At 72.2% G+C, this 22,710-nt stretch carries 22 protein-coding genes; 11 read left to right on the forward strand and 11 right to left on the reverse strand.

The window, feature by feature from the left end; all coding sequences use genetic code 11:
• The first annotated feature begins 42 nt into the window (after positions 1-42).
• Complete coding sequence (locus tag TNCT6_RS27570; RefSeq protein ID WP_253266230.1) at positions 43-474, forward strand: hypothetical protein; 432 nt, start codon at positions 43-45, stop codon at positions 472-474.
• A 115-nt stretch (positions 475-589) separates the two neighbouring features.
• A complete protein-coding gene (locus TNCT6_RS27575; protein ID WP_141363236.1) occupies positions 590-787 on the forward strand; it encodes a hypothetical protein in 198 nt (65 codons plus the stop codon).
• Position 788: 1 nt separating this feature from the next.
• Here the strand turns inward: TNCT6_RS27575 and TNCT6_RS27580 are convergent, their stop codons facing one another.
• Positions 789-1,379, reverse strand: a complete 591-nt coding sequence (locus TNCT6_RS27580) for a potassium channel family protein (RefSeq protein ID WP_141363238.1) — start codon at positions 1,377-1,379, stop codon at positions 789-791.
• A gap of 201 nt (positions 1,380-1,580) precedes the next feature.
• On the opposite strand from TNCT6_RS27580, the gene TNCT6_RS27585 reads away from it, so the two are divergent.
• From TNCT6_RS27585 to TNCT6_RS27610, 6 genes are all read left to right on the forward strand, one after another.
• The gene (locus TNCT6_RS27585; protein WP_141363240.1) at positions 1,581-2,243 is read left to right on the forward strand and encodes an HdeD family acid-resistance protein; all 663 of its coding nucleotides are present in this window, start codon (positions 1,581-1,583) and stop codon (positions 2,241-2,243) included.
• A gap of 134 nt (positions 2,244-2,377) precedes the next feature.
• Positions 2,378-3,736: a hypothetical protein gene (locus TNCT6_RS27590; RefSeq protein WP_141363242.1), complete on the forward strand. Its 1,359-nt coding sequence runs from the start codon at positions 2,378-2,380 to the stop codon at positions 3,734-3,736.
• Positions 3,737-3,883: 147 nt separating this feature from the next.
• Entirely contained in the window at positions 3,884-4,384 is a 501-nt protein-coding gene (locus tag TNCT6_RS27595; RefSeq protein WP_141363244.1) for an SHOCT domain-containing protein, read from the forward strand.
• Positions 4,385-4,415: 31 nt separating this feature from the next.
• Positions 4,416-4,910, forward strand: coding sequence for a hypothetical protein (locus TNCT6_RS27600; RefSeq protein ID WP_253266231.1), 495 nt, complete (start codon positions 4,416-4,418; stop codon positions 4,908-4,910).
• A gap of 279 nt (positions 4,911-5,189) precedes the next feature.
• Positions 5,190-5,369: a hypothetical protein gene (locus TNCT6_RS40030; RefSeq protein WP_172633046.1), complete on the forward strand. Its 180-nt coding sequence runs from the start codon at positions 5,190-5,192 to the stop codon at positions 5,367-5,369.
• Positions 5,366-6,316: a ThiF family adenylyltransferase gene (locus TNCT6_RS27610; RefSeq protein WP_172633047.1), complete on the forward strand. Its 951-nt coding sequence runs from the start codon at positions 5,366-5,368 to the stop codon at positions 6,314-6,316. Before TNCT6_RS40030 ends, TNCT6_RS27610 begins: the two co-directional genes overlap by 4 nt.
• 76 nt (positions 6,317-6,392) lie before the next feature.
• Here TNCT6_RS27610 and TNCT6_RS27615 read toward each other — a convergent pair whose 3' ends face one another.
• From TNCT6_RS27615 to pstC, 10 genes are all read right to left on the reverse strand, one after another.
• The gene (locus TNCT6_RS27615; RefSeq protein WP_141363248.1) at positions 6,393-6,983 is read right to left on the reverse strand and encodes a YceI family protein; all 591 of its coding nucleotides are present in this window, start codon (positions 6,981-6,983) and stop codon (positions 6,393-6,395) included.
• Between the two features lie 169 nt (positions 6,984-7,152).
• Positions 7,153-7,560, reverse strand: coding sequence for a DUF3147 family protein (locus TNCT6_RS27620; protein WP_141363250.1), 408 nt, complete (start codon positions 7,558-7,560; stop codon positions 7,153-7,155).
• A 56-nt stretch (positions 7,561-7,616) separates the two neighbouring features.
• Positions 7,617-7,961 carry a DUF3147 family protein gene (locus tag TNCT6_RS27625; RefSeq protein ID WP_172633048.1) on the reverse strand — a complete coding sequence of 115 codons (345 nt, stop codon included), beginning with the start codon at positions 7,959-7,961 and terminating at the stop codon, positions 7,617-7,619.
• Between the two features lie 150 nt (positions 7,962-8,111).
• Positions 8,112-8,894 carry a phosphate ABC transporter ATP-binding protein PstB gene (gene pstB / locus TNCT6_RS27630; protein WP_141366834.1) on the reverse strand — a complete coding sequence of 261 codons (783 nt, stop codon included), beginning with the start codon at positions 8,892-8,894 and terminating at the stop codon, positions 8,112-8,114.
• Positions 8,895-9,022: 128 nt separating this feature from the next.
• The gene (locus tag TNCT6_RS27640) at positions 9,023-9,931 is read right to left on the reverse strand and encodes a sortase (RefSeq protein ID WP_141363254.1); all 909 of its coding nucleotides are present in this window, start codon (positions 9,929-9,931) and stop codon (positions 9,023-9,025) included.
• An 83-nt stretch (positions 9,932-10,014) separates the two neighbouring features.
• Positions 10,015-12,006 (reverse strand): Ig-like domain repeat protein, encoded by a 1,992-nt coding sequence (locus TNCT6_RS27645; protein WP_141363256.1) that lies wholly within the window; start codon positions 12,004-12,006, stop codon positions 10,015-10,017.
• 201 nt (positions 12,007-12,207) lie between these two features.
• Complete coding sequence (locus TNCT6_RS27650; RefSeq protein ID WP_216372798.1) at positions 12,208-14,874, reverse strand: hypothetical protein; 2,667 nt, start codon at positions 14,872-14,874, stop codon at positions 12,208-12,210.
• Positions 14,875-14,903: 29 nt separating this feature from the next.
• Entirely contained in the window at positions 14,904-16,712 is a 1,809-nt protein-coding gene (gene pstS, locus TNCT6_RS27655) for a phosphate ABC transporter substrate-binding protein PstS (RefSeq protein WP_141363260.1), read from the reverse strand.
• The gene (pstA, locus tag TNCT6_RS27660) at positions 16,712-18,010 is read right to left on the reverse strand and encodes a phosphate ABC transporter permease PstA (RefSeq protein ID WP_141363262.1); all 1,299 of its coding nucleotides are present in this window, start codon (positions 18,008-18,010) and stop codon (positions 16,712-16,714) included. Before pstA ends, pstS begins: the two co-directional genes overlap by 1 nt.
• Before the next feature lies 1 nt (position 18,011).
• Positions 18,012-19,310, reverse strand: a complete 1,299-nt coding sequence (gene pstC / locus TNCT6_RS27665; RefSeq protein ID WP_301184402.1) for a phosphate ABC transporter permease subunit PstC — start codon at positions 19,308-19,310, stop codon at positions 18,012-18,014.
• A 164-nt stretch (positions 19,311-19,474) separates the two neighbouring features.
• On the opposite strand from pstC, the gene TNCT6_RS27670 reads away from it, so the two are divergent.
• Genes TNCT6_RS27670 through TNCT6_RS27680 form a run of 3 tightly spaced genes read left to right on the forward strand, consistent with a single transcriptional unit; the run spans position 19,475 to position 22,529 of the window.
• Entirely contained in the window at positions 19,475-20,476 is a 1,002-nt protein-coding gene (locus TNCT6_RS27670) for an iron ABC transporter permease (protein WP_141363264.1), read from the forward strand.
• Positions 20,473-21,645: an iron chelate uptake ABC transporter family permease subunit gene (locus TNCT6_RS27675; RefSeq protein ID WP_141363266.1), complete on the forward strand. Its 1,173-nt coding sequence runs from the start codon at positions 20,473-20,475 to the stop codon at positions 21,643-21,645. Before TNCT6_RS27670 ends, TNCT6_RS27675 begins: the two co-directional genes overlap by 4 nt.
• Positions 21,642-22,529, forward strand: coding sequence for an ABC transporter ATP-binding protein (locus TNCT6_RS27680; RefSeq protein WP_141363268.1), 888 nt, complete (start codon positions 21,642-21,644; stop codon positions 22,527-22,529). Before TNCT6_RS27675 ends, TNCT6_RS27680 begins: the two co-directional genes overlap by 4 nt.
• Positions 22,530-22,710 lie beyond the last annotated feature (181 nt).

A 22,710-nucleotide genomic window follows, 5' to 3' on the forward strand; every position in this document is an offset into this window, starting at 1 on the left:
CGACGGGCCCACTCCGACTGCACCGGCGGGGTGTACGGGTCCATGCTCGCCGCCTCCGTGGTGGTCGGCGCCGGCGTACCGGAATCCTTCCCGCGCCTGCAACTGGCGCTGTTGCTGCTGCTCACCGGTGTGGTGTTCTGGCTCGGGCACGTGCACGCCCAGCTGTTCGGCGCCCGCCTGGCCCAGCGCCACCTGGACCGCGGCACCGTCCTGCACGTGTGCCGCGACGAGTGGCCGATCGCCGAGGCGGCCCTGCCGCCGGCTCTCGCGCTGGCCGTCAGCCCGCTGTTCGGCCTGGACCTGTCGGGCGGGCTGTGGCTGGCGCTCGCCGTGGCCGTGGCCGGCCAGGTGGGCTGGTCGGCGGCCGCGGCGCGCCGGGCCGGCGCCTCCTGGGGCCTGGTCGCGGGCATGGCGGCGGTCAACCTGGTGATCGGACTGCTGATCCTCGCGTTCAAGGTCGTCCTCACCCACTGAACCGGGACACACTCACCTGCCGTATCACCTGCGCCGGGTGAGGTCCGGCGGCCCGGCCGGACGGACCCTCGGACTGGGGGCGTGGTACGCCCCCAGGCCACCGTGGGAGCGGCTGATGCGCTACGAGATCCGCGTCGACGGGCACATGTCGGAGACGCTGACCAAGGCATTCCCGGAGCTGGACCACGTGGTGATGTCCGGTCAGACCGTCCTGTACGGACCCGTCGTGGACGAGGCGCACCTGTACGGGCTGCTGGCCCGCTGCCAGTCACTGGGCCTGCGGGTCCTGGAGATGCGCCGCGTCCCGGAGTGAGCTACCCGGGCGGCCGGTCACGGTGCTGCTGGCGCAGACCCGCCTGGATGGCACCCGTCAGCACGCGCGCCGCGCCACCCACGAGCAGCAGCCCGCCGGTCATCTGGAGCATGGCCAGCACCCGCCCCGTCTGCGATTGCGCCGTGATGTCGCCGTACCCGACGGTGGTGAACGTGGCCAGCGCGAAGTACAGGGCGTCCGTCCTGGTCAGCGGCTCGGTGAAGGAGCTCGGGTCGGAGTGGTCCAGGAGGTAGTAGGCGCCGGCGAACAGCAGCAGGAAGAGCGGAAGCGTGATCGCCAGCGCCTCCACGGCCTTCAGCCGGGGGTAGGGCGAGCGGGCGATGGCCCACACCTCCCACGCGAAGAACAGGGCGACACCGGCCAGCCCCAGCCCGAGCAGGACCGCCGTCGTGGCCGAGGCCCGGCCGTCCAGGGGCAGCAGGTAGTACGCCGTCACCAGACCGGCCGTGACGAGCACCGAGCGAGCGAGCACCATGACGGCCGCCGACCTGGGCACACGCTGCTCCCGGTCCCGCCGCGGCGGGCGCCTCCCCGCGGTGTCCGGGTTGCGAGGAGCTGCCGAGTCGCTCATCTCGTGTCCCTCCGGTTCCGCTGTCCGGGAAACGCGCGCGCAGGTCCGCATCCAGATCAACGCGGCGGCGCGGGGGACGGATCACCCCCCACGGGTGACCCGTGGGACTCCGCCCCGCGGGACGCTGGCGTACGGGTCCCCACACACCGTCCCGTCGGCGGTCCGGCAGCGACCTGCAACCGATCCCCGCGAGGAGGAGCCATGACCGTGTCGCGTGGTTCGGCATCGCATGCCGGAGCGGAGCACAGGCCCGGCGGGACGGGCCCCCACCCGGACGGCGATCCCAGCGACATGCTGGCGGGCCTCGGCAGTTCGTGGTCCTGGCTCCTGGGCTCGGCGCTGGCGACGCTGGTGCCGGGGATCATCGTGCTCGCCTGGCCGAACGAGACCCTGCACGTCCTGGCGATCGTGATCGGGCTGTACCTGCTCGTGACCGGCGCGTTCCGGTTCGTCGCCGCGTTCTCCCGGGAGGAGCACGGCGAGCGCCTGCCGCGGCTGCTGGTCGCGGTGCTGTTCGTCCTCGCCGGGGTGCTGTGCCTGAGGCACCCGTTGCAGACGATCGCCGCGCTCTCTCTGATCGTCGGGATCGTCTGGCTGCTGTCCGGCATGCTCACCGCCTACACGGCGCTCGCCTTCCGGAGCCTGCCCCACCGCGGCGTCCTCCTCGGCGCGGCGGCGCTCGGCATCGTCGCGGGCATCGTGGTGCTGGCGCTGCCCACGCAGTCGGCCCTGGTGCTGACCCGGCTGCTCGGCCTGTGGCTCGTGCTGCTCGGCCTGGTCGAACTGGGCGTCGCCTTCGCCTGGCGGTCGGCACTGCACAGGGCCGCCACGGGGACCCCGTCGGGGCCCGCGGCGACGGTCTGAGCCCCTCGTACGACGACCGCGGTGCCGGTCCGGGGCCGCACGCCGGCCGTCCTGCCCTCGGCCGGTCCGGCCCCCGTCCGGGCGGTTCACGCCCTATGGCGCGCCGCCCCGCACGCGACGACCAAGGAGGATCCATGGCCCCCGCCGACGCCCCCGTCCCGCCGGCCCCGGGCGGCGCCGGGGAGCCCCGGCGCTCCCTGACCCCCGCGGAGTACGCCGACTACGAACGTCTCCGCCGGGCCGCCGCGGTCAAGCACCGGAGGCTGCGCCGGGCGGGCGCCACGGTCCTGCTGGTGGTGACCCTGGTGTTCGCCCCCTTGGCCGTGGTCGCCGCCTGGGTGCACGACACGGTCGGCGACACCGACCGCTACGTCCAGACCGTCACGCCCCTGGCCCACGAACCGGCGGTGCAGAACGCCGTGACCGACCGGCTGACCAAACGCGTCGTGGACAACATCGACCTGAACGCGGTGACCGCGGCGCTCACCGACGCCCTCAGGAAGTCCGGGGCCCCGCCGCGCGTCGTCGACAACTCCACCGTGCTGACCGGCCCGCTGCGCGGCGCCGTCACCGACGTGGTGCACCGCGTCGTCAAGCGCGTCATCACCAGCGACGTCTTCGAAGAGGTCTGGGTGACCGCCAACCGGCGGGCGCAGACGGCTCTGATGAACGTCCTCACCGGAAACCAGAAGGGCGCCGTACGGGCCCAGGGCGACACCGTGCAACTGGACATCGGGGTCGTCGTCGACCAGGTCAAGCACGAGCTGGAGAGCGCCGGCTTCCGGAAGGCCTCGGTCATACCCGCCCCCGACCGTTCGATCACCCTGTTCAGGACCGAGAAGCTCAGCAAGGCCCAGGACGCCATGCGGCTGCTCGACATCGTCGGCGTCTGGCTGCCCGTCGTGACCATCGTGTTCGCCGCGCTGACCGTGTGGACGGCTCCGTCGCACCGGCTGATGTTGCAGGTCACGGCCATCGGCGTGGGCGTGATGATGATCGTCCTGCTCATCGCCCTGGCCGTGGCCCGCCGGGTCTACCTCGGCTCCGTCCCGCCGACGACGCTGCCCCCCGACGCCGCCGCGGTCATCTACGACACCCTGGTGAGGTTCCTCCGCGACAGCGCGCGCACCCTCCTGGTCGTCGCCGTGATCACGGCGCTGGCCGCCTACCTGTACGGCCCGGGACGCGCGGCTCGCGGGGTGCGGACGCTGGCCGGGCGGAGCACCACCGCCGCGGGCGAGGCGCTCGGCCGCGCCGGAGTGCACACCGGTACGGCCGGACACTGGCTGGACGCCCACCGGAAGTGGACCACCGGCGTCGTCATCGCGGCCGGCGCGCTCGCCCTGGTGCTCTGGAACCACCCCACGGTCGCGGTCGTCGCACTCGTCCTGTGCGTCGTCCTCGCCGTCCTGATCCTCCTGGCCGTCCTCGCCTCCGCCACGGGCCCCGCCGAGTCCGCGGGATCCGGCGGCGTACGCCCCGCGACGTCCTGAGCCCCCGAACCCCGGGGCCGCGCGGGCGCGGGACCGCGGCGGCGCCGCACGGTCACCCGCTTCGGGTGAGGCGCCCGGGCCTTGCCGTGCGCACGCTGACAGAGGGCAGACAGCGCATCCGGGCACAGGCCCGGACGGAGAAGAGAAATGAGCACGCAGATGAACCTCGCGTACGACTACCCGCTGCTGAGCGCCTTCTGGACGATGCTGTGGTTCTTCCTGTGGATCATGTGGTTCGTCCTGCTCTTCCGGGTCATCCTCGACATCTTCCGTGACGACGGCCTGAACGGCTGGGCCAAGGCCGGGTGGCTGGTGTTCTGCATCGTGCTGCCGTTCCTCGGCGTCCTCGTCTACGTCATCGCCCGCGGCAGGAGCATGGGCCGCCGGGAGATCGCGCAGGCGCGGGAGCAGCAGGAGGCGTTCAACGCCTACATCCGGCAGACCGCGGCCGGCGGCGGCGGGTCCAAGGTCGACGAACTCGCCCGGCTGTCCGACCTGCGTGCCCGTGGAGACATCACCGACGAGGAGTTCGCCCGCGCCAAGGCGATGATCCTGGCCGGCGGCGCCCCCGAGGGCCGCGCCACCTCCGTGACCTCCACCCCCGAGAGCCCCGACAGCTCCGTCAGCTCCACTCCCGGCCGTCGATGAACCTGCCGGGCGAGACGAAACGAGGGAGAAGATGACCGCGACCCACACCGCACGGCCGCACCCGGCGAAGCAGGCATGGGCCACCGGCCTGACGGCCTTCGCGGCCGTCATGCTGATGATCGCCGGAGTGCTCGACATCTTCCGCGGAATCATGGGCATCGCCCAGGACGACGTCTTCGTCACCACGCGGAACTACGTCTTCCAGTACGACCTCACAGGCTGGGGCTGGATCCACCTCGTCCTCGGGGTGCTCGCCGTGATCATCAGCATCGGGCTGTTCCAGACGGCGATGTGGGCGCGCGTGGCCGGTGTGGCGATCGCCGGGCTGATCATCCTCGCCAACTTCCTGTCCCTGCCGTACTACCCGGTCTGGGCGGTCGTGGTGATCGCGTTCTCCGGGTTCATCATCTGGGCCCTGTGCGTGCTGCGGCCCGAGGAGTCCGCGGCCTCTCCCACCACCACCGCGTCCTCCACCTCCTCCACTCCCTCCTCCAGCACCGGAACCGCCCCGCCCCGCAACCCGTGAGGGGCCGGGCGAGCCGGCCCGCAAGGCCCGGGCGAGCACACCGCCCGGGCCGCGCCGACACGTGTCGGGAGACGCTGGGCCTTCGGGCGCCCGCATCGATGTCCGGCCCGGCGGCGGTTCGCGCAGTGAGCGCCCTCACGGGGATCCGCCCGCCCGCAAGGAACGCCGCCCCGCCGTAGGTTGCCGGTCGGTCCGCTCCCGGGATGCGGCGCCCATACCGGCGCGTAGCGTGGAAAGGGCGATGCAGGAAACTCAAGAGACCAGGCGGGAGGGATTCTCGTGGGTACAGCACCGGAGACCCTGCAGAAGGCCGAACTGACGGAGGAGCAGGAACGCGCCAGTGAGCGTCAGTGGTTCCTCGATGCCGACACCGGGGAGCTGAAACCGGAGGAGAGTTCCGACCGCGTCGAGCAGACCGGGCCGGGCCCGGTTCGCGTGGCTCGCTGGACCTTCGATTGACTGCTCCGCCCGAGGACCGCGTCTGGGCGCGTCACCACCGGCGTACGGGAGCGGCGCTGATCGTCGGCGCGGGAGCGGTCGGCGGATTCCTCGCCGAGGAACTCGCCCGGATCGGATTCAGCCCGCTCCGGCTGGTCGACCCCGACACGCTCGCGGTGGAGAACCTGATTCGCCACCCACTCGGTGCTCCCGCCCTGGGACAGCCGAAGGCCCTGGCACTGGCTGCGAAGATCCGTCGCGACTTCCCCTCCTGCGACGCCACCGGCCATCACGCGGACTTCCTCGCGTTGCCCGCGGACGAGCAGTGGTCGCTGGTGGGCGGCGCGGACGTGGTGGTGGCGGCGACCGACTCCGCCGTGTGCCAGCGCCATGTCAACCGCGTGGCCCTGGCGGTGGGCAGACCCGCGGTGTATCCGGCGGTCTGGGTGGACCCCAGGATCCGTGACGCCGAGGTCGGCGAGATCCTGTGGGTGCTCCCCGGCAGGCGGACCCCCTGTTACGAGTGCGCGGTGGCCTTCCGGCAGGGGACCGCCGACACCCAGGCGGCCCGCGGTGCCCGGGTGGACATCCAGCTCGTCGCCCTGGCCACGGCCCAGGTCGTGACCGCACTGGCCCACCCCGACGACGACCGCTCGGCGATCCTCGATCATCAGCGCACCGCCATCTACCTGCACGGGCTGACGCCCACCTCGCCCGGCGTCCGGGCCACCTTCCCCACCGCGGGGCTGAGCAGCCGGAACGTCCGGGTCCCCTTCCCGTCCCGGCCCTGCGCGGCCTGCCACGGCTGGCGCCATGTGGCCTCCTCCCCGGCATTGGCCGCCGCGGGAACGGGCGGGCGGCCCGGCGAGGACGGGGATGGGGGACGCTGCTGGCCCGTCTTCGCCGCCATCGTGCTGTGCATCGTGGTCCTGTTCATCGTCTCGGTCGCCCACGGCAGGCACATGTAGGCCGGTTACGCCGAGAGCGCGCGCGTTTGACTCCGAGAGCACGCGCGTTTGACGCTGAGAGAGGGCTCGTCGCCCGTTATGACCGCTCGGGGCTCCGCCCGGGACCGGGCAGCGGTTCGAGCCCGGTCACCGCGTACTCGATCCGGACGTCGTCGGCCAGTCTCAGCGCGCCCAGGAACGCGCTGTACGGCTTGATTCCCCAGGTGGACTGGGTGACGGTAGCCCAGCCGCACACCAATCCGTCCCCGTCGCCGCCCCCGTGCACGGTCACCGGGTGGCTCCGGCCCTTGATCGTGAGGTCCCCCGTGATCTCGAAGGACTCCGGCGTTCCCGTGACGCTCGTGGAGCGGAAGACGATGACGGGGTGCTGTGCGGTGTGCAGCAGGCCCTCGCCCTTCAGCAGGTGTTTGATCTCCGTCCTGTCGGCGTCGGTGAGGGGCTTGAGCCCTCCCGTCCCCTCCCGGACCGTCAACGAACCCGTCTCGACCGTCACGGTCACCGACGACTTCCCGGGATCACCCGTGACGACCACCGCCTCCCCGGTCCACCGGGTGGCTTCGAGCGTGAGGTCGTGCCCCGCTTTCCGCCCGAACCCCGCGCGGCTGGTCCTGATCAGCAGCCGGCCGATCGGCGATCCGAATCCGTACGTTCCCTCACCCAGTACCACAATTCCGACTGTAGGCGACGAGGCTCAAGCGTTTCCGGACGAGCGTGCGGCCGCGGACCGCCTCGACCGCGGCGTCTGGCGACTCCCCGGTGTTCTCCTTCTTCCTTCACCATGGCCACCTCTTCTCCTCCGGTGGCCGCAGGCTCCATGACCGAACCCGCGCGGGGCCTCACCCGTCCGCAGGGGAACGTTCGTCGCCGCCGACCCCTGTCGCTCGCGCGATCCCGTAGGCGCCGAGTGAGACCACGAGCCATGCCGCCGTGGCGGCCCCGAGCGCGAGCCACGCCGAGTGGTGACCGAGGAGAGCCGCGGCGACGACGGCGAACGCCACGAGCCCCAGGGTGCCCAGGGCGGCGCCACGCGCGTCGTCGCGGGCGCTCATGAGCCCTTCCTCCTCGGCCACCAGGGTCAGGCTGGCCAGCAGGATCGCGGGAAAGGCGAGGAAGACGCCGCCGACGAACGACCCGAAGAGCCGTGACACGACGGCCGCCAGGAGTGACACGCCCGCGCCGAAGCCGAACCGGAGGAGCAGATCCTTGCGCGGCGTGCGCGCGGCCGCCCGCAGGTCCACCCGCATCCGGTCGGTGTCCTCGGCGCCTTGTCCGCTCCCGTCCCCGGGCCTCGCCGATCGCCTCACGGAGCCACCGCGAAGGCGATGGCGGCCGCTGTCGCGAACCACACGACAAGGGCCGCCGCGGACCCGCGCATGGCTCCGAACCGGGCGAGCGCCGGAACATCGACGAGACAGTAGGCGGTGAACGCCAGCGCTCCGGCCACCATGCCCCGAGCCGCCGTCGCCGCGTCGACGTCGCCCTTGAACACCACCGTCAGGATCAGCCCTCCCAGCGCCACCGAGGGGGCGGCGGCGAAGATCCCGGCCAGCCGCTTGGGCTGGACGGCTTCCGCCACCAGGGCGAAACCCACCACGAGCAGACCACCGATGAAGGGCTTCAGGACGATCTCGAGCAGGGTCTTCATCCGCACAACCTCAGCGCCGAGGCGCCACGCGCGCAACGACCCACGCTGGCAGCCCCTTGAACGCCCGCTGCCCGGACGCATAGGTCGTACCAGCACGCGGGCCATCGTCCGGCCCTCCGGCACGGCCGCCCGCTTCCCGTGGGCGACCCGTCAGCCGAACCGGCCCGCCACGTAGTCCGCCGTCCTCTGGTCCTTCGGCTTGCCGAAGACGTCGTCGGTCGGGCCGTGCTCGACGATGCCGCCGGGGGTGCCCTGTTCGGCGAGGAAGAAGGCGCACTGGTGGGAGACGCGGGCCGCCTGCTGCATGTTGTGGGTGACGATCACGACCGTCACCTGGCCGGCGAGTTCCTGGATCGTCTCCTCGACCCGGCGGGTGGAGGTGGGGTCGAGCGCCGAGCACGGTTCGTCCATGAGCAGCACCCGGGGGCGTACCGCCAGCGCGCGGGCGATGCACAGGCGCTGCTGCTGACCGCCGGACAGCGCACCGCCGGGCTGGCGGAGGCGGTCCTTGACCTCCTTCCACAGGCCGGCGCGGGTGAGGGACTCCTCGACCAGTTCGTCCTTCGTCCGACTGCTCGCGCGCGTGCCCGTCAGGCGCAGACCCGCCACCACGTTGTCGTAGATCGACATGGCGGGGAAGGGGTTGGGCTTCTGGAAGACCATGCCGATGCGGCGCCGGGCGTCGGTCAGGCGCCGCTCGGGGGCGTAGATGTCCTCGCCCTCGAAGAGCACCTCGCCCGCGAAGGCCGCCGCCGGGATCAGTTCGTGCATGCGGTTGAGGGTGCGCAGGAACGTCGACTTGCCGCAGCCGGAGGGGCCGATCAGGGCGGTGACCTGGCCGGCGGGCATCGTCAATGACACCCGGCTCAGCACCTGGTGGCTGCCGAACCAGGCCGACACCGCGCGGGCTTCGAGCGTCGCGGGTGCGGTCATCGGCCCGCCCGGGGCGGCGGGGACGGAGGTCACGGTGGTGACGGGGGGCAGGACGACCGTGTCGGTCAGGGAGTCGGTGGCATCGGTCACGGCGGGTACCTCGGTTCGCGGCTGGGCTCGGTAAGCGGTCACATCAGGTTGGGCAGCAGTTCGGTGGTCCGGGTGGCGACCTGGAGGCCCAGCACGGCGACCACCGGGGCGAAGACGATCCACGTCTGGTGGCGGCCCCAGCGGTGCCAGGTCCATACCGCGGCGACGGCCGCGACCAGCAGGGCCTGGAGCCACATCACCAGCGGCCACGGCACCCCGGCGGGGCGGGCCAGCGGCTGCTCGGACTCCGGCAGCGTGCCGGGCCTGATCACGGCCGCCGGGGTCTCGAAGGGCGCGGACACCAGGTCCGCGTCGACGCGCAGGATGCCGCCCGGCATGTAGCTCGGGCCGGTGGCCGTGGCCAGCACCAGACGGCCCTGGCCGGAGGCCAACGGGGCGGGCGCCGGGTCTCCGGCCCGCCGTACGCCGACGACCTGGTACTTCGCCGCGCCCTGGCCGGTCGTCACCGTGAACCTGTCGCCCTCGGCGAGGTCGGCCAGTCGTTCGAACGGGCCGCCGTAGGCGGCCGCCCGACCCATCAGCACGCTGGTGCCGGCCTGCCCGGGCATCGGGGTGTCGCGGCGGTGGCCGGGGCCGTCGGTCATGACGCCGGAGTCGGTCCCTTCGAGGACCACCTGACGCACGCGCAGGGAGGGGATGTCGATCAGGGCGACCGGCGTACCGGGCGCCAGCAGCCTGCCCTGCTGGTCGGTCTGGGAGACCGGGGCGGTGCCCAGGGCGAGTGCGTTGCGCAGTTCGTCGTACGCCGTGTGCTGGGCGGCCCGTTCCTGGACGCCGCTGAGGAACAGCAGCTGGACGGTGATGCCGAGCAGCAGGGCGGCGAGGCTGAGCAGGGCGCCCCGGGCGATGTGGCGGACGGCCGGGACGCTCCGGACGCGGGTCCGGAGCAGGGCCGGTGCGGGCGTGGTCTGTACGGCGACCGTCACGGCGGCCCGCCTCCTTCATGGGTCGTGGGGTTTCACGTACTGCCGGGGAGGCCGCCGTCGCGGCGGCCTCCCCGGCAGCGGGGTCAGGTGGACTTGATGGTGAAGTTCGCGCTGTTCTTCGCGTTCACCGTCGAGGAGCCCGCGTAGTACGCGCGCAGGGTGTGCTTGCCGCGGCTCAGCTTCGGCAGGGTGATGGTCACCTTGCCGGACTTCAGCGTGCCGGTGGCGATCACCTTGGAGCCCTCGTAGACGCGCACGGTGCCGGTCGGCGTGGTGCCGGTCGCGGTGACCTTCGCGGTGACCTTGGCGCGGGCGGTGTGGCTGACCGAGGAGGGCCGGGTGACGGCGACCGACGGCGCCGCCTTGGTGATCTTCAGCGAGACCGTCGCCGAGGACGCGTTGAGCTTGCTGTCGCCGCCGTAGGAGACGGTCAGCTTGTGGGTCGCGACCTTGAGGTGGTTGGACAGGCCGACGGTGACCTTGCCGGAGGAGCTGAGGGTGCCGGTACCGAGGGTGGTGGAGCCCTCCTTCACCGTCACCTTGCCGCTGGGGACGGTCCCGTTCGAGCCGGTGACGGTGACGGCGACCTTCGGCGCCTTGCCGTACGCGGTCGTCGTGGCGGTCGCCTTCGTGGTGCTCGCGGCCTTGAGGCTGACGTCACCGGTCCAGGTGGCGGGGGCGCCGGTGCCGTTGAGGTTGGCGGCGGCGACCGTGGCGGTGTACTTGCCGTTGGCCAGACCGCTGAACGTGTACGACGTGGTCGTGGCCGGGACGTCCTTGGCCGCCGCGACGGAGCCGTCCGCGCGGGTCAGCGTGACGCGGTAGTCGGTGACCGGCAGGCCGGGGGCGGCCGGTGCGGTCCAGGTCAGCGCGAGCTTCCCGGTGTCGGGGGTGGCCTTGAGGGCCGGCGCGGCGGGCGCCGCGAGGTCGATGCCCGACTGCTCCAGACCGCCGAACTTGGCGTGCTTGGCCGGGTTGATCGAGCCGTTGTACGACTCGTTCATGAAGCCGAAGTCGGCGATGACCTTCTGGGAGTTGTCGGTGGCCATCTGGGCGGTGTGGCCGCTGTCGGTGACAAAGACGTCGTAGAGGTCCTTGTCGAAGAAGATGCTGGTGGGGTCGATCGCCCGGCTGGGAACGACGTTGTAGACGTCCCGGCCGAAGGTGGCGTTCTCGTAGTAGCCGCGGACCGGCTCGAGCCGGCCGTTGACGGTCGTCACCGGGTTGGTGACGCCCTTGTCGCCGGGCAGCTGCACCGAGGCGAGGTGGGCGCCGGCGGCGGCAGCGGTCTTGCTGTGGTCCGGGGCGACCCCGTTGATCTGGGCGATCCAGCTGCCCACGGAGAACGGGACGAGCGCGCCGGCGGCGGTGAGGGCGTCGTTGGCCTGGTTCTCCTGGACGGTCGGGATCTTGGGATCGATCGTCGAGTCGTTGAGGCCGATCGTGCCGAGGAAGAAGGCGCGGGTGCCGGACCCGTTCTGCGGTATGTACGGGTGAACGGCCTGGCCGTTCACGTCCTTGAGGATGCCCGCGTAGATGTCGTGCAGCTGGTCGACCGTCAGGTTGTCCAGGGCCGAGCCGCGCACCGCGACACCGACGGCGTCCCGGGCGAAGGGGATGTAGGTGAGCGCGCTGCCGGAGGTGCTCGGGCCGCCGGAGGAGCGGGCGAAGTCGACCTGGCCCTTGATGGCGGCACCGTTGCTGTCGGGGAACTTGTCGCCGGTCAGCGACATGCTCAGCGCGAGACGGCCCTTGCCGGAGCCGTTGGGCCGCAGGAAGGACGGGCCGCCCGTGCGGGTCTGGATCTTGGAGGTGGTGGATCCGGTGCCGGGCTCGACCGCGTCGTACGAGGCGATGCCCGCGCCGCCCGCCGACTTGATGGCGGAGCCGGCGTAGCCGGGGGCGTCACCGGCGAGGGCGTTGAGCACGTCCTGCGTGGTGTCGGAGCCCACGCCGACGAGCTGGCGGAACGTCCCGGCGGGTGCGGGGTCGGCGGACGCCGGGCTCGCCAGAGCGAGGCCACCGGCCACCACGGCGGCGGCCACGAGCGCGGCCGTAGAGCGCATTCTGCGCATCGAGAGTCTCCTGACGGTGTGCGTGGATGTGCTGTGCGGTGGGTGTGGGGGAGGTGCCGTGGGGGTCCCCTGCGTCGAGCCGGCCGAGAGCACGCCGAGAATCTGGCAGGGTGGTACAGACCGTCCGCCCCGACTGCCTTTCGGGGCGGACGGCCGTCTGTGGGGAGCCGGGCCCCGGAAGGCCCGGCTCCGGTCGGAGGGTCAGCCCCGGCCGGGCGGCAGCAGCCTCCGCAGCCGTTCGTGCAGGGTGAACGCCGGTATGACGGTCACCGTGCGGCCGCCGGGGAGCGGCACCCGCAGCGGGAGGCGCAGTCGGCTGCCGCCCGCGAAGGGCGCGCCCGCCGCCGCGGCGGCGCCGAGCCCGGCACCGACCGGGACGGCGTAGCGCAGCGCGTTCGCGGGGTCGGCAGGCGTGGTGCCGAAGGCCGTGGTCTGGACGGCCTTGCCGCCGTCGAAGGAGGGCGCGCCGCTGGGCGTGGGGCTCGCGTCCCCGCCGTCCGGGCTGGCCCCGCCGGAGCCGCCCCCGGCCGCGTCGCCGCCCGACGCGCCCCCGGCGCCCGAGGCACCGCCCGCGTCGGAGCCACCCGCGTCGGAGCCGCCGGAGCCGGAGCCCACGCTGCCTCCGGTCGAGCCGCTTCCCGTGCCGCCGTCGTGGGACGAGGGCCCGGTGTAGTGCTCGAGCGTGTCGGCGGCGTGCAGTGCGCGGGTGCGCAGGTCCTTGGAGAGCGGGGCGTAACCGGCCGGGAGCCGGCCCGGGTCGGCGCCGCTGACCTGTCCGTCGCCCACCGCGTACCGCAGCAGCGCCGCGTAGTCCTTGCGGGCGGTGGCGTCCAGCTCGCCCGGCCGCGCGGCACCGTAGATCAGCTGGGCGAGCGGGTAGGCGCCCTCGGCGGTGGCCCGGCCCGGGCTGATCTCCGGCGCCCCCTTGCCGGCGGCGCTCGTGGCGGCGGCGGTCAGGGATGCCGTGGTGGGCGCGGTGAAGCGGCCGGCGGCGTTGCGCAGCCGGGCGGTCTGCAGCCCGTAGCGCTCGGCGGAGGCCGTGTCGGTGACCGCGATCACGAACCGCGATCCGACGGTCTGCGGGCCGGTGCTCTTGTACCCCGGCGGGTTGGCCAGCGCGTCCCAGGTCGCCTTCCACAGGGTGTCGGCGCGTCGGGTGTGCAGGGCGCCGGCGTGCATGTCGGGCACGTACGGGTGGAAGTCGGTCATGCACTGCTTGTCGGTGGCGCCGGTGCCCGGCGGGATCGTGCACCAGGGGTCGCTCTTGGGGTAGTCGTCGGTGCGGGCCGGGTCGTAGGGCACGCCCGTCGGGTTCAGGTGCGTGTCGGTGCTGTAGTACGGGTTGACGCGCATGCCCCAGTCGTCGGTCGTCCCCGCGAGGAAGCCGCGGGCGTCCTTGTCGGACAGGATCCACTGCCACAGCGCGCGGGCCGTGTCCGAGTGGCCGAGCGAGGTGATCAGGTCGGTGTCGGTGGCCGGGGTCTCGGAGACCGACAGATGCGCGAACTCCGGGTTGAGGGCGATGAACTCGGGGTCGCTCGCGAGGCCCGCCGGGTTGTTCCTCGCCCAGTCGTAGCCCTTGGCGACCTGGTCGCCGAGCACCGCTCCCCAGGGGGAGTTGCGGTACGACTCGGTCAGCAGCTTGGCGACCAGGCGGGGTGTGAGGTCGATGGATTCGACCTTCGTCCCGGCGAGCCTCTGGATGTCGTCCGGGGCCCCTGCCTTGGGCCTGCGTTCGATGGTGAAGCCGATCACGGCTCCGGAGAGCGCGACGGGGGCGTACGCCGTGGGGCCGGACGGCGCGGTGGTGCCCTCGTCGGTGCCCAGGGCCCGGGTGGTGAAGGCGAGTCCGGCGGAGCCGGTGTTGGCGAGCCGGGTGCGGGCGTCGGGCTCACCGAGCTTGGTGTAGCCGTAGACCGTGCCGGTCGGGCACAGGGCCGTCTGCCAGCTGGTCATGGCGTCGGCGACGAGCTCGCTGCCCATGGTGGGCCGCTCGTCGGAGCCGAGGGCGCAGCCGCTGCCGACCGGGTTGAAGCGGAGCGGGACGGCGATGCGGTTCTTCCAGTTGGTGGAGGAGACCGGCGAGCCCGCGTTGACGATGCTCTTGTCGGCGTACGGCTCGCCGTCGAGGTCGAGGTGACCCTGCGGGACGATCACCAGCCAGCAGGAGCGCGGCTGGGCGGCACCCTTCTTTCCGGCCTGGGTACCGCACCCCAGGTGGGGTGCCTCGTTGGCGGTCTGCACCTCGAAGTACTCGCGGCCGGTGCCGTCGGCACCGGTGCGGGCGAAGTCGACCTCGTTGGTGGTGTTGCGGTTGTAGAACGGGTTGTTCTGGGTGTTGGCCGTGACCATCGTGCCGTCGACCGACTTGAAGGGCACCTCGCCCTGGCCGAAGGCGCCGCCCGCGCCGTACCGGTCGTCCTCGCCGTAGCTGGTGGGGGTGGCGTTGTAGGTGACGTTGCGCGTGTCGTCGCGTTCGTTGCCGGGCCAGCTGCCCCGGCCGGTGGTCGGAGAGGCGCCGTACTGGCACTGGGTGCGCGGCGGGCCGGGGTTGCCCGGGACCGTGCCGTCGTCGTCGCCCCAGCACTGCATGATCTGCACGAAGTCGGTGTTGAACAGGGTGCCCGCGAACGTGGTGGGGGTGCCGCCGGTCCAGGAGACGGTGATCGCCTGGCTGGTCAGGTGGGTGGTCTGGTCGACCGTGAACTTCATGTCCTTGAACTCGCCGCGGCCGGAGACCGTGACGGCGGAGCCGGTGCCGGCCGTACCGTTCGCGGCGGTCGCGGGCTGGGCGGCCTGGGCCACGCCGAGGCCCGCGAGGGCGCCGGCGGCGGCCCCGGCCACCAGCCGCAGGAGCAGCCCGCGCACGCGCGCGGTCCTGCCTCGTGTGTCGCGGCTCATCGCGAACCCCCGTCCGTGAACCGGTCGTGGCCGCCGCGGCCGCCGTTGCGGGCGGCGATCGCCCGGGAGACGACGGAGGGCAGCAGGACGAGCCCGAGCAGCAGCAGGGCGGTGATCAGCATCAGGGTCTGGGTGCCGGTCCAGCCGTGGCGCCCGGCGACCGTGACCGGCTGGGCCAGGGCGATGGTGCCGTCGGCGACCGTGGCTCCGCCGCCCGCCGCGCCGCCCGGCGCGAGGGTCTGCCCGGTGTCGGGGTCGACGGACGGCTGTCCGGTGCCGTCCGGCCCGGCGCCGCCCGTGCCGCCGGCGCCACCGGTGCCGCCCGTGCCTCCCGAGCCGCCGCCGTTCGTGCCGCCGGTCGCCGAACCGCCCCCGGTGGAACCGCCGGTCGCGCCGCCGCCGGTGGAACTGCCGCCGGTGGAGCCGCCGTTCGTACCGCCGCTGGTGGATCCGCCCGAGGCGCCACCGGAAGTTCCGGAGCCGCCGCTGGACTTGGCGCCGCCGCTGCCCGTGGTGCAGGCCGAGGCCCCCTTCTTGTCGCACTCCGCCGGGTAGGGCGCGGTCTCGGCGAGCTTGTTGTGGCCGTCGGCCGTGAAGGTCGGGTTGTTGCAGCCCTTGATGTTGATGTTCTGGGTCTGCACGCCGGGGATCCGGCGGATCTGGTCGAAGCCCGCCTTGACGAGGTTGATCGGCAGTGGCGAGTACCCCAGTTGGGGTGCCTGCTGCTGGCCCTGGCACATGAAGTAGTAGGAGAACGCGCCGAGCGTCTTGCCCTTCTCCTTGGTGAACGTGCCCTGCACCTTCAGCGGCAGGATCATGTACGAGTAGCTGGAGAGCGGGTAGTTGCGCTTGTCCCGGTCGTTGTAGACGCCGTCGAGTTGCTGGGTGAGGTAGTCCGGCGAGCTCTTGTTCGTGTTGATCCTCGCCTGGAGCAGCGAGACCGCGACGTTCTGCGGGGTCGGCTCGGTGTAGTAGCCGGCGTGGTTGAGGACCTTGGCGACCGGGTAGTGCGCGTTGAGCGCGTACGAGTAGTTGACGTAGCCGATCGCGCCCTCGCCGTAGCTCTGGGCCACGTAGGCGGCGACACCGAGGTCACCGGACTGGGCGATCATGCCGGGTACGGTCGGGTAGTACGAGGTCTGCCCGCACGCGCTGGAGCGTCCGACCTTGCGGCAGTAGTCCTGCCACTGGGCCTTGTGCTGGTTGGCCATCCAGAGCGTGAACTGGGCCGTCGAGCCGGAACCGTCCGAGCGGACCACCGGGACGACAGGGCGGTGCGGCAGCTGAAGGCCGGGGTTGTCGGCCTTGATCGCCGGGTCGTCCCAGGACTTGATGGCGCCGGTGAATATCTTGGTGACCACGTCACCGGAGAGCCGGAGGTTGGTGACCCGCTGGCCGTTGACCGTCAGGTGGTACATGAAGACGGTGCCGCCGGCCACGATCGGCATGTAGGCGTACGATCCGCCGGCCGGCCGTTCGGCGGCGGAGCCGTCGGTCGGGTTGGTCTGGAACGGGATGTCCGAGACCGCGAAGTCCACCGTGCCGCTGAGGAACTGGCGGCGGCCGTCGGAGGATCCGGTGCCGGCGTAGCTGATCCGCATGCCGTACTGGTTGACGGCGCGGCGCCATTCGTCGACGGCGTTCTCGGCCCAGGTGGAGCCGGCTCCGGCGATCGGGGTGTAGCTCTCGGCGGCGGCGGTCGCCGCGAGCGGGCCGGCCAGCAGCCCGGCGATCATGGCGAGCAGCGCGCCCAGGATCGCCGGCGCGCGCAGGCGGCGCGGACGAAGGTGCAGGTGACTGCGCATCAGTCGGTTTCTCCGGGCTTGTGTCCCAGGTCCTCGGTGGTGGGCCTGGAAGTCGTGGTGGACAGGTCGGTGGTCTGCGGGACGCCGTCGAACAGCGAGAGCGCCGGGGCGTGCAGTTCGGCGAAGCGGTCGACGTCACGGCGGGAGGCGCGGGCCGTGCGGCGGGCCTGGCGGCGGGTGAGCTGGCCGGGACCGCGTCCGCCGATCACCCGGGCGATGGCGAAGAGCACGAGGACCAGGGCCATCAGGACAGCCGCCGCGCCGAAACCGCGGGCGATCATCGCGGGGTCGGGCCGCTTGACGAAGGTGAAGGCGGCGAGCGGCAGCGAGACCATCGGGCCGTGCAGCGGGTCGGCGTTGAACGCCGCGTTGTAGCCGGCGGTGAGCAGTACGGGCGAGGTCTCACCGACACCGCGGGCCGTGCCGAGGATTACCGCGGTGGCGAGGCCGGAGCGCGAGGTCGGCAGGACCACGTGCCAGACGGTGCGCCAGCGCGGAGCGCCCAGCGCCTCGGCCGCCTCGGTCAGCGTGCCGGGCACCAGCCGCAGCACGACGTCCGCCGCGCGGATCACGATCGGCAGCATCATCACGCTGATCGCGAAGGCCGCCGCGAGGCCGGACTTCTCCATGCCGAGGCTGAGGATCCAGATGGCGTACACCATCAGGCCGGCCACGATCGACGGCAGCGCCGTCATCGCTTCCACGATGGTCCGTACGAACCGGGAGAAGCGGCCTGGAACCTGGTTGAGGTAGACCGCACAGGCCAGGCCCAGCGGCACGGTGATCGCCAGGGCGATGGTGATCATGAAGAGGGTGCCGAGCATCGCATGGGCGATACCACCGATGGTGAGCGGGTCGAGCGAGCCCGCGGACTGCATGTCCTCGGTGAGGAAGTTGAGGTGCCCCAGCGCCTCGTGCCCGCGCCAGGCGGTGAAACCGACGACGAGGGCGAGCGCGAAGAACAGCAGCGTGGCCGCTGTCCACAGCACCACGGTCATCACGCGGTCGCGTACGGCCTGTCCGTCCTCCTCCAGCCCGGTCAGCACCGCATAGCAGGCGAGGAAGGCGAGGTAGGCGGTGACCGCGAACCCCAGGCGGCCGGAGAACGGGGCGAGTTGCCCGAACAGCAACACGGCGGCGCAGAGCCCGGAGAGGGCGGAGCCGCACAGGGCCAGCACACCCGAGCGGGTCGGGCCGCCGATCCGGCGGGGCTCGTCGGGGAGTTCGTCGGGCGCGGGAGCGCCGACGGGTGCCGGGTTCTCGGCGATGTTGTGGGCGGTGTCCTGGACGACGGTCATCTCATGCCTCGCTCTGTGCGCCGGAACGGGAGCGGGCCGCGATGGTGGAGGCGGTGAAGTTGACCGCCAGGGTGAGCACGAACAGCGCCAGGCCCGCCGCCATCAGCGCCGACATACCGAAGGGGGAGGCGTCGCCGTAGTGCAGCGCGATCAGCGCGGAGACCGAGTTCGAGCCGGTCTGCAGGATGTGCGGCTGGATGACGAAGACCGGGGAGATGATCATGTACACCGCGATCGTCTCGCCGAGCGCCCGGCCCAGCCCGAGCATCGTCCCACCGATGATGCCGCCCTTGCCGTAGGGCAGGACGACCGCACGGATCATCCCCCAGCGGGTGGCGCCGAGCGCGTAGGCGCCCTCGCGTTCACCGGCCGGCGCCTGGGTGAAGACCTCGCGCATCACCGAGCACTGGATCGGTGCGACCATCAGGGCGACGACGATGCTGGCGACGAAGGTGGACGCGGTGTAGACGCTGGCGGAGGCGAGCGGGTCGCCCGGCTGGGTGCCGTCCACCTTGAAGAGGGGGATCCAGCCGAACCAGTCGGACAGCCAGCGCGACAGCCCGATGACGTTCTGCTGGAGGAGGAACAGCCCCCACAGCCCGTACACCACCGACGGCACGGCGGCCATCAGGTCGACCATGGTGACCAGGGAGCGGCGCAGCTTCCGCGGCGCCACATCCGAGATGAACAGGGCCGTCGCGATGGCCAGAGGAACGGAGATGGTCACCGCGACGGCGGCGATCAGCAGGGTTCCGGTGAGCACGGCCGCGATGCCGAAGTTGTGGGCGTCCGGCTGCCACGCGGCCGTGGTGAGGAACGAGAACTTGGCCACGCGCAGCGCCTGTCCGGCCCTCAGCAGGAGGAACAGGCCGACCGCCGCCATGATGGCGAGGACGACGACTCCGGTGGCCGTCAGCTGGAAGCGGAAGACCCGGTCTCCGAACCCGCGCGCGGCACGGGGCCGCCGGGGCGCCGGTTCACCCGACTCCGGGCTGCCGAACTGCCCGCTGCAGGGCTCCGGTCTGTCGGAGTCCGATCTGTCGGACTGCCCTGTGTCGGACTGCCCTCTGTCGGAGTCGGGTCTGTCGGAGTCAGGTCTGTCGGACCCCGATCTGCCGGAAACCGATGCCTCGGACTCCGTTGTGCTCGGGCCGGGTCCGTCCGCATCTCGTCCGCCGAGCCCATGGTGCGTGGCCACCACGTGTGGTCCCCCCACTGTGGAAACGAATCTCGCGATGACCGGTCGGTCCGCGCGATGAGATTCAATGGCCGGATCTTGTCGGCCCAACGCGTCTCGCATGGCCGGTCGATGAACGGTTCATGCCATTTCTGTGCCGCTCCTGTGTGGGAGTCGAGTGAGGCGTCCTGCCGGTCCCGCCTCCGCGTGCCCGACGTGGGCGAGGGCGCGTTTGGGTAACCACGTACGCTTAGGCGAGCCTAAGCTAAGCGATACGGGAAGGGTTCATGTCAGGAGTCGCAAGACGCCGCCTCGGGTGGCTGGTCACCACTCTTCTCCTGTTGTTGCTGGCGGTGCTGCTCAGTCTCGCGGTGGGCAGTCGCCCGGTGGCGCCCTCGGTGGTCTGGGACGCCCTGCTGCACGGCGGGACCGGCGCCGACGCGCAGGTCGTACGGTCGTTGCGAGTGCCGCGCACGGTCATCGGGGTGATGGTCGGGGCCGCGCTCGCCGTTGCCGGAACGGTTCTTCAGGGCATCACCCGGAACCCCATCGCGGAGCCCGGCATCCTGGGCATCAGCCAGGGTGCGTCGATGGGCGTCGTCTGCGCCATCGCCTTCCTCGGGGTGCACAGCCTGACCGGGTACGTCTGGTACGCGTTCGTGGGCGCGGGAGTCGCGGCGGTCCTGATCTACGCCGTCGCCAGCAGCGGACGAGGCGGCGCGTCCCCGGTCAAGCTGGCGCTGGCGGGCGCCGCGATGAACGCGTTCCTCGCCTCGCTGATCTCGGCCGTCCTGACCACCAACGCACGCGCCCTGGACGAGTTCCGGTTCTGGGACGTCGGTTCGATCAGCGGCCGGGACGCCACGATCGCCGGTCAGGTCTGGCCGTTCCTCCTCGCCGGCCTGCTGCTGGTGCTGGCCATGGCGCGCGGCCTCGACGCGCTCGCGCTCGGCGACGACATCGCCCGGGGGCTTGGCCGCAACGTCGCGCTGCTGCGAGCAACCGGTGCCCTGGGCGCGACCGTTCTGACCGGCGCCGCGGTCGCGGCGGCCGGTCCCATCGCCTTCATCGGCCTCGCCGTGCCGCACATGGCCCGGGCCCTCGTCGGACCGGGCCACCGCTGGCTGCTGCCGGTGGCCGCGCTGCTCGGGCCGGTGATGCTGCTGCTGGCGGACGTGCTCGGACGGGTCGTGGTGCGGCCCGCGGAGGTGCCCGTGGCCGTGATGACCGCGCTGGCCGGTGTGCCGTTCCTGATCGTGCTGGTCCGGCGGAAGGCGGTGGCGGCATGACGCGGCTGGGTCATGGGGAGCGCGCGGTGCACCTGAAGCGGACGGAGCACGCGGGGCACGGCGGACACGATGCCGCCGGCGGCAACGGCGGCAACGGCGGCAACGGCGGCGGGCGTCCGCCCGGCCGGCCCGCCGGACACGCCGTGCTGCGGGCCGGGCGGGGCAGTTTCCTGGTGCACCGCAGGGTCCTGGTGGTGGGTGCCGTCCTCGCCGTGCTGCTCGCGGGTGTCGTGGTGACGTCGCTGTGCGTCGGCGAGTCGTTCGTCGCGCCGAGCGAGGTGGTCCGCGTCCTGCTGGGACTGCCCAGCCCCGACCGGCTGGTGGTCGGCACACTGCGGTTGCCGCGCCTGGTGACCGGGCTGCTGGTGGGCATCGCCTTCGGCCTGTCCGGCGCGCTGATCCAGACCATGGCCCGCAACCCGCTCGCCAGTCCGGACGTCATCGGCGTGACGCACGGCGCGGGTGCGGCGACGGTCGCCGCGATGACGTTCGGGCTCACCTCGTACACCGTTCTGCCGTACGTGTCCGTGGCGGGCGGTCTGCTCGCCGCGCTGCTCGTCTACCTGTTCGCCTGGCGGGGCGGGCTGGCCGCCTCCCGCTTCGTCCTGATCGGCATCGGCATCTCGGTGGCGCTCGGTTCGCTGACCAGACTGTGGGTGACCAAGGGTGACTATCTGGTCGCCCAGCAGGCCAGGATCTGGCTCACCGGATCGCTCAACGGCCGCGGTTACGACCAGGCGGCACCACTCGCCACGGTCCTGGTGCTGCTGGTGCCTTTCCTACTGTGGGCGGCCCGCGCGCAGCGCGGCTCGGCCTTCGACGACGACACGGCCGTCGCCCTCGGTGTCCGGCTCGGCCGCGTCCGGGTCGGGCTCAGCGTCCTCGGTGTCGTGCTGGCGTCCGTCGCGACCGGGGCGGCGGGGCCTGTCGACTTCGTGGCCCTGCTCGCTCCCCAGATCGCCCGCCGGCTCACCCGTGCCCCGCACATTCCGCTGGTGTGCTCCGCGTTGACGGGCGCGCTGATCGTGGTCGTCGGGGATCTGCTGGCCCGCAGGCTCTTCTCGCCGCTGGAGCTTCCGGTCGGCGTGTTCACCGCCCTGGTGGGCGCCCCCTATCTGATGTGGCTGATCGTCCGTACCCGTAGCAGCCGTTCCGGAGGAACCGCGTGACCGGCAACCATCCCACCGCCCCCGGGACTTCCCGTCTCGCCGCGCGGGGGCTCACCCTCGCCTACGAGGACCGTGCGGTTGTCGAGGAGCTGGACCTGGACGTCCCGGACGGCAGGGTCACCGTCATCGTGGGCCCCAACGCCTGCGGCAAGTCCACCCTGTTGCGTGCCCTGGGCCGCCTGCTGAAGCCGCGGCGCGGGGCCGTCCTGCTGGACGGCACCGAACTGGCCCGCCTGCCCACCAAGCGGATCGCCCAGGTGATCGGGTTGCTGCCGCAGACCCCGGTGCCGCCGGAGGGGATCACGGTCGGGGACCTGATCGCGCGCGGGCGCCAGCCGCACCAGAAGTGGTGGCAGCAGTGGTCCGAGACGGACGAGGCGTCCGTCTCGCAGGCCATGGAACGCACCGGGACCGCCGATCTCGCCGAGCGTCCGGTCGACGAACTGTCGGGCGGGCAGCGCCAACGGGTGTGGATCGCCATGGCACTTGCCCAGGACACCGATCTGCTGCTGCTCGACGAGCCGACGACGTACCTGGACATCGCCCATCAGGTGGAGGTCCTGGACCTGGTGCGCCGGCTCAACCGGGAACGCGGCCGGACGGTGGTGGCGGTGCTGCACGATCTGAACCAGGCCGCGCGCTACGCCGACCATCTGATCGCCATGCGGGCGGGGAGGATCGTCGCGCAGGGGCCGCCCGGCGACATCGTCACCGCCGAGCTGGTCCAGGAGGTGTTCGGGCTCACGTCGGTCGTCGTGCCGGACCCGGTCACGGGCGGGCCCATGGTGGTGCCCGGCCCTCCGCGGTCGGCGGACGGCGCGAGCGCGGGCGAGGACACGAAGGGCGGAGCGGCCGTCCCGGCGGCGCGTAATGGCGCCCGGTGACCTGCGAAGAGACGCTTCGGAAATGAGCCGACAAGGCGGCATGTGATCGGAAGCACACGCTCTGGATGTATCAGACACACAGGCATCTCATAAGGTAAGCCTTACCTAAAACTCTGCGGGTTCGCCGGGGTCTTGACCCTGGCGGTTCCCGTGTGTCCCCACCCCTCTCACGACGGGAGCG

Source organism: Streptomyces sp. 6-11-2, from assembly GCF_006540305.1.
Classification (GTDB): domain Bacteria; phylum Actinomycetota; class Actinomycetes; order Streptomycetales; family Streptomycetaceae; genus Streptomyces.